Origin of the sequence: Bacillus sp. MYb78 (genome assembly GCF_002975115.1) — a bacterium.
Classification (GTDB): domain Bacteria; phylum Bacillota; class Bacilli; order Bacillales; family Bacillaceae_G; genus Bacillus_A; species Bacillus_A cereus.
Genome location: NZ_PCOB01000041.1, coordinates 1 through 14,840 on the forward strand (window position 1 = coordinate 1; position 14,840 = coordinate 14,840).

Below are 14,840 nucleotides of genomic sequence, written 5' to 3' on the forward strand. Positions count from 1 at the left end.
TAGTTTGTCTAGCATCTAAAAATAAAAATTGACGTTTCACGTTGTTTGTTTCGTTTAGTTTTCAAAGTTCAATATCGCGTTTCAGCGACTTTTATAATTTAACATTTCTCATTAAATCTGTCAACAACTTTTTTCTTTCGTTCCTGACGACGCTTATTAATTTACCATATTAATCATTTAATAGTCAACACTTTTTAAAAAAATGCCAAAATAATTTTATCTTGGCATGATATAAAGCTTAATAATCACTAATGCCGCCACACCTGGTAGGCCTAATAAACTCGTTATTGCCGCTGTACCCATGTTAATTGGGATATGAAAATCAAAATATGTCCCTACAACATTTACGATAAAAAGCAATGCTATGCCTAGAGTAACATGAAAAATCACCTTTCCTATAAAACGTAATGGCTTAGAGGCAACACCAAAAACAAGAAAAATAAACACTAAAGTAAGAATGCCAACAATAATAATTGTAGAATTCATTTTTTCCTCCTTATGAATGACCTATACATCTATTTGTATGGGACAAGACAATAAAAAAGAACAGTTATCATAAACGGCATCTCTTTCATATAAACCTAATAAAACAACACCTCAGCATTTAACAAATAAAATAAAAAGGCCTGCTCAGAAAGCAGAACCCTTTACCATTGTTCCATTTTTACAGGACGACGCTTTGCTTCTTTCAACAAGAAGAAATATTTCGCCTCTGCTATTTTCAAAGAACAAATGACATCTTGAGATGGTTCTACACTTTGTTCGACCATTCTCTTCTGACGTAACCACTCATTCTTCACTTTTTCCAAAAGTACAATTAACTTATCATCATACTCTTTACGCAATTTACCCTTTTTTTGAAAGAACATTTTTGTTTCTCCTCTTATACTTCTCTGCGACCTTCTAATGCTTTCGATAGTGTCACTTCATCTGCATATTCTAAATCTCCACCAACTGGCAGACCATGTGCAATACGAGTTACTTTAATGCCTGTAGGTTTTAAGAGGCGGGAGATATACATCGCTGTAGCTTCCCCTTCAATATTAGGGTTTGTTGCTAATATTACTTCTTGTACCGTTTCATCATGTAGTCGCTTTAAGAGTTGCGGGATATTAATGTCTTCCGGTCCAATTCCCTCCATAGGAGAAATCGCACCACGTAACACATGATATACACCTTGATACTCTTTCATTTTTTCCATCGCGATTACATCTTTCGGTTCTTGCACGACACAAACAACTGATTGATCTCGATGCGAATCATTACAAATATAACAAGGATCACGATCAGTAATATGTCCACATACAGAACAATACGCTAAATCTCGCTTCGCATTTACAAGTGCTTTCGCAAAACCTAACACATCATCTTCTTTCATATCTAATACGAAAAATGCCAATCGAACCGCTGTTTTCGGTCCGATACCTGGCAACTTCATAAAACTATCGATTAGTTTTGATATTGGTTCTGGATAATGCATGTATCAATATCCTCCTAGAACATTCCACCTGGTAAGTTTAAGCCTTTTGTAAATTTACCCATCGTAGAGTTTGATAGCTCATCAGCCTTTTTAAGTGCATCATTTGTTGCAGCTAACACTAAGTCTTGTAACATTTCGATATCCTCTGGATCTACAACCTCTTCTTTAATCTTCACTTCAAGAATTTGCTTGTGACCATTTGCAATAACTGTAATCATTCCGCCGCCAGCTGTACCTTCAACTGTTTTTTCACCAAGCTCTTCTTGTGCTTTCGCCATGTCTTTTTGCATCTTTTGCATTTGTTTCATCATGTTATTCATATTTCCCATTCCGCCACGCATCATAATTAATTCCTCCTAATTATTATTACTCTTTTATTTCAATGAGTTCTTGTCCTACTAATTTCACTGCCTCTTCTATAAGAGGGTCTTCCTTTTTCTCCGGGCTTTCTTCAGACTCTCCACCTTCACGTTGTAAAAAGTCTTCACGGATTTTACCCCATTCACTTTTTGGAATGGCAATCATATTTAACCTTTTACTTAGCAATTCAAATAAAGCTTGTTCTACTGTATCCATAGCTTCTCGATTTTCGCTCGCCATCTTACAGTGAATCTCATATTGAAATGCTAAAACGTAAGTGTCATCTGAAGCTGCCACTGGTTCGCTATTTTCTAGTAGAACAGCAAACGCTACTTTGTTATATGATTTGAGTCTTCCTAACAACTCACCCCATACAGCTTTTAATTGTTCTAAATCTTGACGCTTCGCTTGTTTTAATACTTCATTTACACGCCCGACAGGAATCTTCATACTTCCTGTTCGTACGGGTTTTGGTGTTGCACGTGTCTCTCTTACTTCCTGTTGTACACCAGCTGGCACACCGTTCTTTTTGACTTGCTCTAACTCTTTCTCCAATTGCTGCATCCTGTTCATAATTGCTTGCAAACGATCAGTACCGTTTGCTTGCATCATAAACTGTTGACACAATTGCACCATAACAACTTCTAAGAAAATACGCGGATGATTTGTCCACTTCATTTCCTGTTGTCCCTTACTAAGGGTATGAATAATCTCATAGATCACTTCCGGTTGCATTTCTTCACTCAACTTACGGAATTGATCATCTACAATTACTCGTTCCAACATATGTTCTAGTTGCGGTGAAGTTTGATATAAAAGCATATCACGATAATAGTAAATGAAATCCTCCATAAAACGAACTGGATCCTTCCCTTTACTCATCATTTCATCTATGATCTGTAATGCTCTTGATACATCATTTTCACGTATGCATTCTACTAAATTGCCTAAGTATTGCTGAGAAACAGATCCTGTTACGGCCAATACATCTTCTGTCGTAACAATCTCATCACTATAAGATATAGCCTGATCAATAAGACTAAGCGCGTCACGCATACCACCTTCAGCAGCACGGGCAACAATTTGTAATGCTTCATCTTCCACTTGCGTACCTTCGTTTGTCACAACCGTTGATAATCTCTCAACAATATCATTCACTGATATTTTTCGGAATTCAAAACGCTGACAACGCGAAATAATTGTAGGCGGGATCTTATGAGGTTCTGTTGTCGCCAAAATAAAGATAACATGTCCTGGCGGCTCTTCTAAGGTTTTTAAAAGCGCATTGAATGCACCCATAGAAAGCATGTGAACTTCATCAATAATGTATACTTTATATTCTACAGCACTTGGAGCATATTTTACTTTATCTCTAATATCTCGAATTTCATCTACACCGTTATTTGAAGCCGCATCAATTTCTAATACATCTGAAATGGATCCTTGTGTAATTCCTAAACAAGAAGGACATTCATTACAAGGTTCAGCTACCGGAGCATGTTCACAGTTAATTGCTTTTGCAAATACTTTTGCAATTGTCGTTTTTCCTGTTCCCCTAGGACCAGAAAATAAATAAGCATGTGAAACTTTCTCTTGAAGAAGGGCATTTTGCAACGTTTTTGTCACGTGCTTTTGACCGACTACATCTTCGAACTTTTGCGGTCTCCATGTTCGGTATAACGCTTGGTATGACACGAAAATACGGCCTCCCTCAAAGGTTATTATCTCATTTATTATAACCCATTCTGTTTATAGATTCCAAAAGTTATTTTCTATACAAAAAACTCACCTTTGTATTAAGGTGAGTTTTGTATACATATATAACTGCCGTGCACCCTCCGTCGATTACGTACCATAAGCGTTACTCAAGCAGTTAGCTCGGTTCAGGCACTCCTGCGGCACACGAGAAGACCCGCTTATTGCTGCTTCCTTCCGGACCTGACAAGGTTCACGGGGTCCCGTTGCGCAGGACCCAAACGTCAACACCACTTACTTAAGGCAGACCTTACAGCAACATAACCTCGAGAGGGGATTCGGCCTCGCTAGAGCGGATTGCGAGTATAGGGCACCGCTACCTCCCCGCTTAGCACGGCAAAGTTAAAACCAATATTCGGTTGCCTTCATTAAAGGCATTATCAGTATAACTTGTTTCTTTATAAAATGCAAATACGTTAGTTCCCAGTATTTTTCTCTAATTTTTTTATCGCTTTTCTTTTTTTACGAAGCTCTCTAAAAAAGTTTGTTAACAACGTACCGCATTCTTCCTCTAATACACCAGATACTACTTCACATTGATGATTGAAGCGTTCATCCGTTAAAAGATTCATTAATGTCCCTGCACACCCGCCCTTCGGATCACTTGCACCATATACAACTCGCTTCACTCGTGATAAAACAATTCCACCCGCACACATTGGACAAGGTTCTAATGTTACATACAATGTTGCATCTTCTAAACGCCATGTCCCTAATTTTTTACACGCCTCATCTATTGCTAGCAACTCAGCATGAGCTATTGATCTTTGCTCAGTTTCCCTTAAATTATGGGCAACACTAATTACCTCACCATCTAACACTATAACTGCTCCAATTGGCACTTCCTGTATTTCCTCTGCCTTTTTGGCTTCTTCTATCGCTAATTGCATAAAATAAATATCTTGATCTTGTTCCATAACATAGTCCTTTCATTACAAATAAAGTACACTTATTTCCATTTACTACACAGGGGATAACTTTTACATATTCAATCCACCCTAAAAGAAAAAAGAGAGGGGATTACATATGAAAAATACCGCCTTGCTCATTATCGATATGATTAATGACTTTCAATTTTCCCACGGACCCATTCTAGCTCAAAAATGTGAGACTATCACAAACCCTATTTTACAATTAAAGAAAAAAATGAAATCCTTCGGCTATCCTATAATTTACGTTAATGACCATTATCAACTTTGGAGATCTGATATCGACCAACTTATTACTCATTGCACAAATAAATATAGCGAAAATATAATCCATAAGATTGCTCCAAGTTCTGATGATTACATTTTTATTAAACCACATTATTCCGCTTTTTATGAAACACCTTTAAATTCATTACTAGGTTATTTAAAAATAGAAAATCTAATATTAACAGGAGTTGCCGGAAATATATGTATCCTATTTACAGCTAATGATGCCCATATGAGAAATTATACATTGTATGTACCACAGGATTGTATCGCCTCTAACAACGACCAAGATAATATACATGCTTTAAAAATAATGAAAACTACATTGAAAGCAAATATAACATCGTCATCCAAAATAAAATTTAATTAATACATATATCTATTTTCTAACTTTTTATATCAAATTAACCCGCTCGCTTCCCTCTTGTGCTACAATAATTCTGTTTTGTGTTTTTAGTAGTCACGGTAAATCACTGATTGAAAGGAGGAAACAGCGTGACCGGAGTACCATTTATCACGGTTGAAGGACCAATTGGTGTTGGAAAAACTTCACTTGCGAAGGAAATTTCAACTCACATGCAACTCCACTTACTAAAAGAGATTGTTGATGAAAATCCCTTTTTAGGAAAGTTCTATGAAGACATCGACGAATGGAGTTTTCAAACAGAGATGTTCTTTCTTTGTAATAGATACAAACAATTAGAAGATATTAACATAAAGTATTTGAATCAAAAGAAACCAGTAGTAGCGGATTACCATATCTTTAAAAATTTAATTTTTGCATCCCGCACATTAAAAGACTCTCAATATGACAAGTACATGCAAATTTATCGTATTCTTACACAAGATATGCCTGTGCCAAACGTCATTGTTTATTTAACAGCTAGCCTAGAAACATTGCAAAAACGAATCGCCATGCGCGGAAGAGAATTTGAAAAAAACATGGATCCAAATTACTTACTACAGCTCACAAAAGATTATGAAACAGCAATGGATGCTTTTAAAAATGATCATCCGGAAATACCAGTATTGAAATTTAATGGAGACGATATGGATTTTGTAAAAAATCCTGATGATTTAAACGTCATCCTATCTGCCCTTCAAAATACTCTCTTAAAGGAGTCGAAATAATAATGAATTTAAGGCAAAAATATGATATACCCAATGACGCAGTAATCACTATCGCCGGAACGGTAGGTGTGGGTAAATCAACTATGACAACTGCATTAGCTAATGCTTTAGGTTATCGCACATCATTTGAAAAAGTAGATTCCAATCCATACTTGGACAAGTTCTATGCGGACTTCACTCGCTGGAGCTTCCACCTACAAGTGTACTTTTTAGCAGAACGATTTAAGGAACAAAAAAGAATTTTTGAATACGGTGGCGGTTTTGTTCAAGATCGTTCTATTTACGAAGACACTGGAATTTTCGCAAAGATGCATCATGAAAAAGGTACGATGACGGAAACTGATTATGAAACATACAAAGGGTTATTTGACGCTATGGTCATGACTCCTTACTTCCCTCATCCAGACTTATTAATTTACTTAGAAGGTTCTTTCGATGATATTGTCGATCGTATTCAAGAACGCGGACGCCCAATGGAACAGCAAACGCCAATTGAGTACTGGAAAGAAATGCATGGACGTTATGAAAACTGGATTAACAACTTTAATTCATGCCCTGTATTACGCTTAAATATTAATGAGTACGATATTTTAAAAGATGGGGATTCAATCGAACCAATCATTAAAAAAATTGGCCATTTTTTAAAACAAACACGTAAACTTGTAAAATAAAAAACCCGTGCATATGCACGGGTTTTCCTATTAAATTACTTCTTCTTTGTTGGAGCAATAATTTCACTCTCAGGTTTTCCTGCGTTAATACGCTGACGAACAGTACTTGTACTAATATCGTATGCTTCAGCAATCTCTTTAACAGTCATTTCTTTCCCATTAATTACTGCCGTTAATACTTTACCTGTACGTTTTGGGGCCGCTTCTTTCTTTACAGCTGCTTTTTTAACTTGTTTTGGCACCTCTACTTTATTCGTAGCTGGTTTTACATCACAAGTACAACCACAAAGTTTACGGAATGTATCATCACTAATAATGCGTGATACGTTTGCACCACTGTTTAAAATTCTATTGTTCTTACAGACAGGACATTGTACATAATATAAAGTTTTTCCATCTAAAGGAAACGTTTGTATAATAAGATCCATGTTGACTCCTTTCATATCTATGAAGATAATCATCGGAATATGAGTGTGTAATAAGGACAAAATTACCTTACACCATACTTTATGATTGGTTTTAAAATAAAAACTCGTTACGTGTTGGTAACGAGTTCTCCAATCTCCACTTATATGCGCTGTTGTCAATTATATCTGGAGGAGGTAGAGGGATTCGAACCCCCGCGCGACTCTCGCCGCCTGTCGGTTTTCAAGACCGATCCCTTCAGCCAGACTTGGGTATACCTCCATATTGACATCAAATATAATATCAAAAGAAAAACAGTTAGTCAACCCTACTAAAATAAATTATGAGGAAAGGAAAATTTTACTTTCCCCTTCCTACATTACAGTACTGACAACGCTCATAATTACCAATCACTCATACCGATGAATGTTTAAATTTACTTAATAACTGTTTTTCCTCCCATATAAGGGCGAAGAACTTCTGGAATTATAATTGTACCATCTTCTTGTTGGTAGTTCTCTAAAATAGCTGCAACCGTACGTCCAATTGCAAGACCAGATCCATTTAATGTATGGACATGTTCTGGTTTTCCATTTGGCTCACGGCGGAAACGGATATTTGCACGTCTCGCTTGGAAAGCTTCAAAATTACTACAAGAAGAAATTTCACGATATGTGCCATAGCTTGGAATCCATACTTCAATATCGTATTTCTTCGCTGCTGTAAATCCTAAATCGCCTGTGCACATGCTCATAACGCGATATGGCAACTCTAATAATTGTAACACGCGTTCTGCATCATTTGTTAATTTTTCTAACTCTTCATAAGAATCTTCTGGTTTTACGAACTTCACAAGCTCTACTTTATTGAACTGATGCTGGCGAATTAAACCGCGTGTATCGCGACCAGCTGAACCTGCTTCAGAGCGGAAGCAAGAGCTAAATGCAGCATATCTTATAGGCAATTGCTCTTTATTTAAAATCTCATCACGATGCATATTCGTTACAGGTACTTCAGCTGTTGGAATTAAGAAATAATCTTCACTTTCAATACGGAATGCATCTTCTTCAAACTTTGGAAGTTGTCCTGTTCCTGTCATACTTGCACGGTTTACCATATATGGAGGTAATACTTCTTCATATCCATGCTCATCAGTATGAAGATCAAGCATAAAGCTAATTAAAGCACGCTCTAATCTTGCACCAGCACCTTTGTAAAATACGAAGCGACTTCCTGTTACTTTCCCAGCGCGTTCAAAATCTAAAATTCCTAAATCAGTAGCAAGATCCCAATGTGGTTTTGGTTCAAAAGTAAATTCTTTCACTTCTCCCCAAGTACGCGCTACTACATTATCATCCTCTGTTTCACCGACTGGAGCAGACTCATGAGGGATATTTGGAATAGATAACATTAATCTTTCTAAGTCTTCTTCAACTGTGCGAAGTTCGTTATCAAAATCCTTTACTTTTTCTCCAACCTCACGCATTTCTAAAATTAGAGCTTCTGCATCTTTCTTTTCGCGCTTTAATACAGAGATTTGTTGAGACACTTCATTACGTTTACTTTTTAATTCTTCTGTCTGAACAAGTAGTTCTCTTCTTCTCGTATCAAGTTCTTCAAAACGTCCGAAATCAGTTAAATCTTCACCTCTATGCTGTAATTTCGCTTTTACTTCTTCAAAGTTTGTACGTAAAAATTTAATATCAAGCATTATATACTCCTCCTTTTATTTTATAAAACACAAAAAACTCCCGTCCCTATATAAAGGGACGGGAGTTAACCCGCGTTGCCACCCTAGTTGAAAGCATTACCGCTTTCCTCTCAAGTAGAAATAACGGCTCTTCACCGGGAATGCTTACTAATCCAAAAGATGTTCCACATTCCATTCCAGGATGGATTCACAAACTGTTTCTATCGATTTCCACCAACCATCGACTCTCTATAAGAAACAACATTTGTTACTATTTCCTATCAACACGCTTATTTTATAAAATTGTTACCATCAATTTACTATAATCTTATACAAGTTGCAAGTTACTTATACAACTTTTTTCATTTTCGCTTCTTTTACCATTTCAACAAAGTATGCTGTTACACGATGATCATCTGTTAATTCCGGATGGAATGAAGCAGCTAAAAACTGATCTTGTCTTACCGCTACCATTCGGTCACCATGCTTAGAAAGCACTTCAACATTATCAGCTACTTCTACAACATACGGCGCACGGATAAATACACCAACGAAGTCTTCACCCACGCCTTCAATTGAAAGCGCAGCTTCAAAACTATCCTTTTGGCGTCCGAACGCATTGCGCTCAACTGTAATATCCATAGCACCAATATGTGATTCTTCATAGCCAATAAGTGTTTTCGCAAGAAGAATCATCCCTGCACATGTACCAAACATTGGTTTACCAGACTTTGCAAATGTGCGAAGTGGTTCCATGAAAGCATACTTATCAATAAGACGGCGCATTGTTGTACTTTCACCGCCTGGTAAAATAAGACCATCAATCTCTTCAAGTTGCTCTATACGCTTTACAACAACAGCTTCTGCACCACTTGCTTCAACTGATTTTACATGTTCACGAACTGCACCTTGAAGACCTAGTACACCGATTTTCACCATTTTAAAGTTCTCCTTTAATTACCATCCACGCTCTTGCATGCGTTGTTCTGGTAATAACGTTGAAATTTCGATACCCTTCATTGCATTACCTAATCCTTTAGAAAGACTTGCAATTAGTTCGTAATCTTCATAATGAGTCGTTGCTTCAACAATTGCACGTGCAAATCTCTCTGGGTTTTCTGATTTGAAGATACCAGATCCAACAAATACCCCATCAGCACCAAGTTGCATCATTAATGCAGCATCTGCTGGCGTTGCTATACCACCTGCCGCAAAGTTTACAACTGGTAAGCGACCAAGACGTTTAATTTCAAGTAATACTTCGTAAGGAGCACCAGTATTTTTTGCATATGTCATTAACTCATCTTCACGTAGACTCGCAACTTGACGGATTTCTGCATTGACTTGGCGCATATGACGCACTGCCTCTACAATGTTTCCTGTTCCTGGTTCACCTTTTGTACGAAGCATAGATGCACCTTCTGCAATACGACGTGCAGCTTCTCCGATATCACGGCAACCACATACAAATGGAACTGTGTAATCACGTTTATTTAAATGGTATACTTCATCAGCAGGAGTTAATACTTCACTCTCATCGATATAGTCTACCCCTAATGATTCTAATACACGTGCTTCTACAAGGTGACCGATACGGCATTTTGCCATAACCGGAATTGACACTGCACCCATAACTTCTTCAACGATTGTTGGGTCTGCCATACGAGAAACGCCACCTGCTGCACGAATGTCTGCTGGTACACGCTCTAATGCCATAACGGCAACTGCGCCTGCCTCTTCTGCAATTTTTGCTTGTTCAGCGTTAATTACGTCCATAATAACGCCGCCTTTTTGCATTTCTGCCATTCCACGTTTTACACGCTCTGTCCCTGTTACATTTGTCATGTACAAAAACCCCCCTAGGTGAATTGCTTTCCCCCGTTAAAGGCGAAAATTAAGAATACTCTTACATTCTACCACTAACTATCAGATGCTTGTCTACTACTTTTTCATAAAGTCGGTATGAAAAATAGGAATAAAAAAAAAGCCCCTACCATGAGGAGCTTCTAAAACCAACCTTTTACTGTATCAACAGCACTATTCCACATACCACTAAAGAATGAACCAATTCCGCGCATAGCACGAGTAAACCAGTTTGCTTCTTCTACTTCAGATGTTGTTACAAGATCCACTTGCAACGACTTACCAGTTAAAAATCCAGGGTCGTTTGTATCTTTTGGCGTAATTACCATTTGACCAAGCGCAGCTCCCTTTTTAATAGGTGCTTCTTGTCCCTTACTTGATTCTTTTAATTCTGTTTTATAAACATCTTTACTTCCTTTTGGCACTGGAAGTGAAATAGCTTGTTTCGTTTGAACTGCTACATCTTTATCTTTCGCATTTTCTACTCTTACTGTTTCTTGTCCTTTTACTGAAGAACCTTTTTTATACATTTGTTTCACTTCAAAGTTAGCAAATCCATAATCATATAGCTTCTTTGTTTCATCAAAACGTGCTGTATGAGAACTTGTTTTAATAACTACAGAAATAAAACGCATACCGTTTCTTTCAACCGTACCAGTGAAGCAATCTCCTGCTTCTGGAGTTGAGCCTGTTTTCAGACCATCTACGCCATCATATTCTTTAACTAAGCCCTTTAACATCCAGTTCCAGTTTGACATTGCAAACTTCTCTTTTTCTGGACGGAATTCTTTTTTAGGAATTTTTGCTGTATCTAACACTTTTGGATAATCTTTAATTAAATGTTGTGCTAAAGTTGCAACATCCTTTGCAGACATTTTATTTTCTTCATCTGCTGTTGTTCCTTCAGGGTGCATTCCCTTTAAATCTTTATTCGTTAAACCTGTAGAATTGACAAATTTATAATTTTTCAACCCTAGTTCTTTCGATTTATCATTCATCATTTTTACGAAATCTACTTCTTTACCTGCAATTGCTTCTGCTAATGCAATTGTTGCACCATTTGCAGAAAAGATTGCCATTGCCTCATATAACTCTTTTACTGTATAAGAGCCACCATTTTCTAATGCAACATTTGATAATGAAGCATCTTGTGAAACCTTATATGCATATTCAGAAACCTTAATTTTCTGGTCCCACTTAAGTTTTCCTTTATCCACTGCTTCGTGAACTAAATATTCACTCATCATCTTTGTCATACTAGCAATGGATAATAATTCATCTGCATTCTTTTGATATAAAATTTTCCCAGAATTCGCTTCTACTAAAATTGCCGCGCCTGCTTCAATGTTTAAAGCGGCTCCTGTTTCAGCTGATGCATTGCTATATGGCATAAAAATGCTACAAGCTAGTGTAAGCACTGTTACCAAAGCAATGAATCTTTTGCAAAACATACCTTTCACTTTTGCTACCCCCAATATCTATGTACTCACATAACCGTTATTCTAACATAATCAAAAAAAAATAGACAGAGATATCAAATCTCTGTCTATTTGTATATAAGACATTATAATGAGTAGTTTGGAGCCTCTTTTGTAATTTGTACGTGATGAGGATGACTTTCACGTAAGCCTGCACCTGACATACGAATGAATTGTGCATTTTCGCGTAAGAATTCTAAATCCTGTGCTCCGCAATATCCCATACCTGCACGTAAGCCACCAACTAATTGGTGAACTGTATCTGCTAAAGGTCCTTTATATGGTACTCGTCCTTCAATACCTTCTGGAACAAGTTTTTTATTTCCTTCTTGGAAGTAACGATCTTTACTTCCTTTTTCCATCGCACCGACAGAACCCATACCACGATACACTTTAAATTGACGACCTTGGTAAATTTCAGTTTCTCCAGGACTTTCGGCAACACCAGCAAACATACTACCTAGCATAACAACATGTGCTCCTGCTGCTAAAGCTTTAACCATATCACCAGAGTACTTAACACCGCCATCAGCAATAACTGGAATACCGTGTTTACGAGCTTCGGTTGCACAATCATAAACTGCTGTTAATTGTGGTACACCAACACCAGCTACAACACGTGTTGTACAAATAGAACCTGGTCCAATACCAACTTTAACTACGTTTGCACCAGCTTCAATTAATGCTTTCGTTGCTTCAGCTGTAGCAACATTTCCAGCGATAATATTTAATGATGGATATTTAGCACGAACTTCTTTTACCTTATCAATAACGCCTTTAGAATGCCCATGAGCTGTATCAAGTACAATTGCATCTACACTAGCTTTTACTAATGCATCGATACGAAGCATAGCATCAGCTGTTACACCAACTGCCGCTCCAACTAATAAGCGTCCTTGCTTATCTTTAGCAGAGTTTGGGAATTCAATTACTTTTTCAATATCTTTTATTGTAATCAGCCCTTGTAATACACCGTTATTATCAACAAGAGGGAGTTTTTCAATTTTATACTTTTGTAGGATCTTTTCAGCTTCTTCCAGTGTAGTACCAACTGGAGCTGTAATTAATTGTTCTTTGGTCATTACGTCAGAAATTTTGATTGAGTAGTCTTGGATGAAGCGCATATCACGGTTTGTAATAATACCAACTAATTTTCGCTCATCTAAATTATTTACAACCGGTACACCTGAGATACGATATTTTCCCATAAGATGTTCTGCATCATATACTTGATGTTCTGGAGTTAAGAAGAAAGGATCTGAAATAACGCCGCTTTCAGAGCGCTTTACTTTATCAACTTGCTCTGCTTGTTGCTCAATAGACATATTCTTATGAATAATTCCTAAACCACCTTGGCGAGCCATTGCAATAGCCATGTCAGCTTCTGTTACTGTATCCATTCCTGCACTAATTAACGGGATGTTTAGCTGTAAGCTTTCAGATAAAACTGTTTTAACACTTACTTCTCTTGGTAATATATCTGACCTAGCTGGTACAAGTAATACATCATCAAAAGTCAAACCTTCTTTAACAAATTTAGATTCCCACATAATTGTTCCCCCTATGATACCAGAAATTATTATTAGTAGCTTATCAATTGGTTAAAATACTGTCAAGGACGTATATATATGTTAGAATTTTTAGACAATAAAAGGAGCGTAATATATGCATCAAACATCTTGCACTTGGCAGCAGTTAAGTTTCTTTTTTTCATCTCAAAACGTACAACGTTATCTTGCCCGTTGTTATGAAAAATCCTCTATTCAGGATGCCGAAAAAAAAAGTTTTGAAAATTGTTATCCCTTTATTTATTACTTAGAACACGGGAAAAATTATTATGAATTATATAAGACAGCTCCATTTTCCATTCAACCAATGTTGTTATTTTATGGAATTAGCCAACTTTTTAAAGCATGTCTACTAACCATTGATCCTAACTATCCTGAATCCACTACTGTTTTAGCTCATGGCGTTACAACTCGCAAACGAAAAAAACAAGGGTATCAATTTTTAGAAGATGAGGTGAAGGTACAAAAAAACGGATTGTTTACTCATGTTGCAGAACAACTGTTTCACATGAAACACTTAGAAGCAGAAAAATTTAACATGTTAGAACTAATGGGAAATATTCCAGAATTACAAAATTTGTTCCGCTATAGTCAAAAAGGATCAACTTTATATAAAATCGATTCAACAATTAAAAATGAGCTGTCCTTTTCAGGAGACCTACTAGATCGATTACATATGACTAAAGAGAGATTTTCTCGCTACATTGAAACATCCTGTAAGCATTTATCAATGCAACATGTACCTGAGAAAACTAATGAATCGAATTTACTTTTTACGGCGCCAATTCAATCATGGAATCCTATGTACAGTACTCCTTTATACTATGAATACCTTACTAATACTTATTATTTACCACTTACAACTGATCCTAGAAATCCTAAACCAGTATTACCTGAACTCCTCGTTCATTATTTATTGCTCTATAATTTAAGCATGATTTCTAGGTATGAAACAGATTGGTGGTATGACTTACTTGGAAGCTATGGCTCTGAAGATTATCCATTTATTTATCAATTTCTTAATATTTCTGCTCAAAAAATCCCTTACTATATTTCATCATTTTTACTAACAGAACCTAACCTATTTCATGGGAAATAAAAAAAACACAAGTCAAAAGACTTGTGTTTTTAGTTGCTTGGCGACGTCCTACTCTCACAGGGACAAGGTCCCAACTACCATCGGCGCTAGAGAGCTTAACTTCCGTGTTCGGTATGGGAACGGGTGTGACCTCTCTGCCATCAT

Annotated in this window: 16 protein-coding genes, 1 tRNA gene, 1 rRNA gene, 1 other RNA gene and 1 other annotated feature; of the genes, 4 read left to right on the forward strand and 15 right to left on the reverse strand. The window is 36.8% G+C overall.

Going from position 1 to position 14,840, the window contains the following annotated elements; genetic code table 11:
• Positions 1 to 216: 216 nt before the first annotated feature.
• The 7 genes from CQ064_RS32060 to tadA form a co-directional block, all read right to left on the reverse strand.
• The gene (locus CQ064_RS32060) at positions 217 to 486 is read right to left on the reverse strand and encodes a pro-sigmaK processing inhibitor BofA family protein (protein WP_001089273.1); all 270 of its coding nucleotides are present in this window, start codon (positions 484 to 486) and stop codon (positions 217 to 219) included.
• Between the two features lie 161 nt (positions 487 to 647).
• Entirely contained in the window at positions 648 to 869 is a 222-nt protein-coding gene (locus tag CQ064_RS32065) for a YaaL family protein (protein ID WP_000466019.1), read from the reverse strand.
• A gap of 14 nt (positions 870 to 883) precedes the next feature.
• A complete protein-coding gene (recR, locus tag CQ064_RS32070; protein ID WP_000559169.1) occupies positions 884 to 1,480 on the reverse strand; it encodes a recombination protein RecR in 597 nt (198 codons plus the stop codon).
• 14 nt (positions 1,481 to 1,494) lie between these two features.
• Positions 1,495 to 1,821, reverse strand: coding sequence for a YbaB/EbfC family nucleoid-associated protein (locus CQ064_RS32075; RefSeq protein ID WP_014894853.1), 327 nt, complete (start codon positions 1,819 to 1,821; stop codon positions 1,495 to 1,497).
• Positions 1,822 to 1,846: 25 nt separating this feature from the next.
• Positions 1,847 to 3,535, reverse strand: coding sequence for a DNA polymerase III subunit gamma/tau (gene dnaX, locus CQ064_RS32080; protein WP_000121561.1), 1,689 nt, complete (start codon positions 3,533 to 3,535; stop codon positions 1,847 to 1,849).
• Between the two features lie 132 nt (positions 3,536 to 3,667).
• Positions 3,668 to 3,932: signal recognition particle sRNA large type (ffs, locus tag CQ064_RS32085), an RNA gene on the reverse strand.
• A 79-nt stretch (positions 3,933 to 4,011) separates the two neighbouring features.
• Complete coding sequence (tadA, locus tag CQ064_RS32090) at positions 4,012 to 4,512, reverse strand: tRNA adenosine(34) deaminase TadA (protein WP_000434330.1); 501 nt, start codon at positions 4,510 to 4,512, stop codon at positions 4,012 to 4,014.
• A gap of 109 nt (positions 4,513 to 4,621) precedes the next feature.
• Between tadA and CQ064_RS32100 the strand changes: the two genes are divergently transcribed.
• From CQ064_RS32100 to CQ064_RS32110, 3 genes are all read left to right on the forward strand, one after another.
• Positions 4,622 to 5,161, forward strand: coding sequence for a cysteine hydrolase family protein (locus CQ064_RS32100; RefSeq protein ID WP_000798739.1), 540 nt, complete (start codon positions 4,622 to 4,624; stop codon positions 5,159 to 5,161).
• Positions 5,162 to 5,286: 125 nt separating this feature from the next.
• Complete coding sequence (locus tag CQ064_RS32105; RefSeq protein WP_000148212.1) at positions 5,287 to 5,922, forward strand: deoxynucleoside kinase; 636 nt, start codon at positions 5,287 to 5,289, stop codon at positions 5,920 to 5,922.
• Between the two features lie 2 nt (positions 5,923 to 5,924).
• On the forward strand, positions 5,925 to 6,593 hold the full coding sequence (locus CQ064_RS32110) for a deoxynucleoside kinase (protein ID WP_001053585.1): 669 nt from the start codon (positions 5,925 to 5,927) through the stop codon (positions 6,591 to 6,593).
• A 35-nt stretch (positions 6,594 to 6,628) separates the two neighbouring features.
• On the opposite strand, the gene CQ064_RS32115 is transcribed toward CQ064_RS32110, so the two are convergent.
• From CQ064_RS32115 to guaB, 7 genes are all read right to left on the reverse strand, one after another.
• Positions 6,629 to 7,021: a sigma factor-like helix-turn-helix DNA-binding protein gene (locus tag CQ064_RS32115; protein ID WP_000364192.1), complete on the reverse strand. Its 393-nt coding sequence runs from the start codon at positions 7,019 to 7,021 to the stop codon at positions 6,629 to 6,631.
• 166 nt (positions 7,022 to 7,187) lie between these two features.
• Positions 7,188 to 7,280: transfer RNA gene (locus CQ064_RS32120), tRNA-Ser, on the reverse strand.
• Positions 7,281 to 7,434: 154 nt separating this feature from the next.
• Positions 7,435 to 8,709, reverse strand: a complete 1,275-nt coding sequence (gene serS, locus CQ064_RS32125; protein ID WP_000884174.1) for a serine--tRNA ligase — start codon at positions 8,707 to 8,709, stop codon at positions 7,435 to 7,437.
• A 51-nt stretch (positions 8,710 to 8,760) separates the two neighbouring features.
• Positions 8,761 to 8,982, reverse strand: a binding site (T-box leader).
• Positions 8,983 to 9,036: 54 nt separating this feature from the next.
• The gene (gene pdxT / locus CQ064_RS32130) at positions 9,037 to 9,627 is read right to left on the reverse strand and encodes a pyridoxal 5'-phosphate synthase glutaminase subunit PdxT (RefSeq protein ID WP_000238793.1); all 591 of its coding nucleotides are present in this window, start codon (positions 9,625 to 9,627) and stop codon (positions 9,037 to 9,039) included.
• Positions 9,628 to 9,645: 18 nt separating this feature from the next.
• The gene (gene pdxS, locus CQ064_RS32135; RefSeq protein ID WP_000186154.1) at positions 9,646 to 10,533 is read right to left on the reverse strand and encodes a pyridoxal 5'-phosphate synthase lyase subunit PdxS; all 888 of its coding nucleotides are present in this window, start codon (positions 10,531 to 10,533) and stop codon (positions 9,646 to 9,648) included.
• A 161-nt stretch (positions 10,534 to 10,694) separates the two neighbouring features.
• The gene (gene dacA / locus CQ064_RS32140; protein WP_125653127.1) at positions 10,695 to 12,002 is read right to left on the reverse strand and encodes a D-alanyl-D-alanine carboxypeptidase DacA; all 1,308 of its coding nucleotides are present in this window, start codon (positions 12,000 to 12,002) and stop codon (positions 10,695 to 10,697) included.
• A 113-nt stretch (positions 12,003 to 12,115) separates the two neighbouring features.
• A complete protein-coding gene (gene guaB / locus CQ064_RS32145) occupies positions 12,116 to 13,579 on the reverse strand; it encodes an IMP dehydrogenase (protein ID WP_000264089.1) in 1,464 nt (487 codons plus the stop codon).
• Positions 13,580 to 13,694: 115 nt separating this feature from the next.
• Between guaB and CQ064_RS32150 the strand changes: the two genes are divergently transcribed.
• Positions 13,695 to 14,696, forward strand: a complete 1,002-nt coding sequence (locus CQ064_RS32150) for a YaaC family protein (protein ID WP_000554285.1) — start codon at positions 13,695 to 13,697, stop codon at positions 14,694 to 14,696.
• 35 nt (positions 14,697 to 14,731) lie between these two features.
• Here CQ064_RS32150 and rrf read toward each other — a convergent pair.
• A 5S ribosomal RNA gene (gene rrf, locus CQ064_RS32155) occupies positions 14,732 to 14,840 on the reverse strand; the annotation flags it as partial.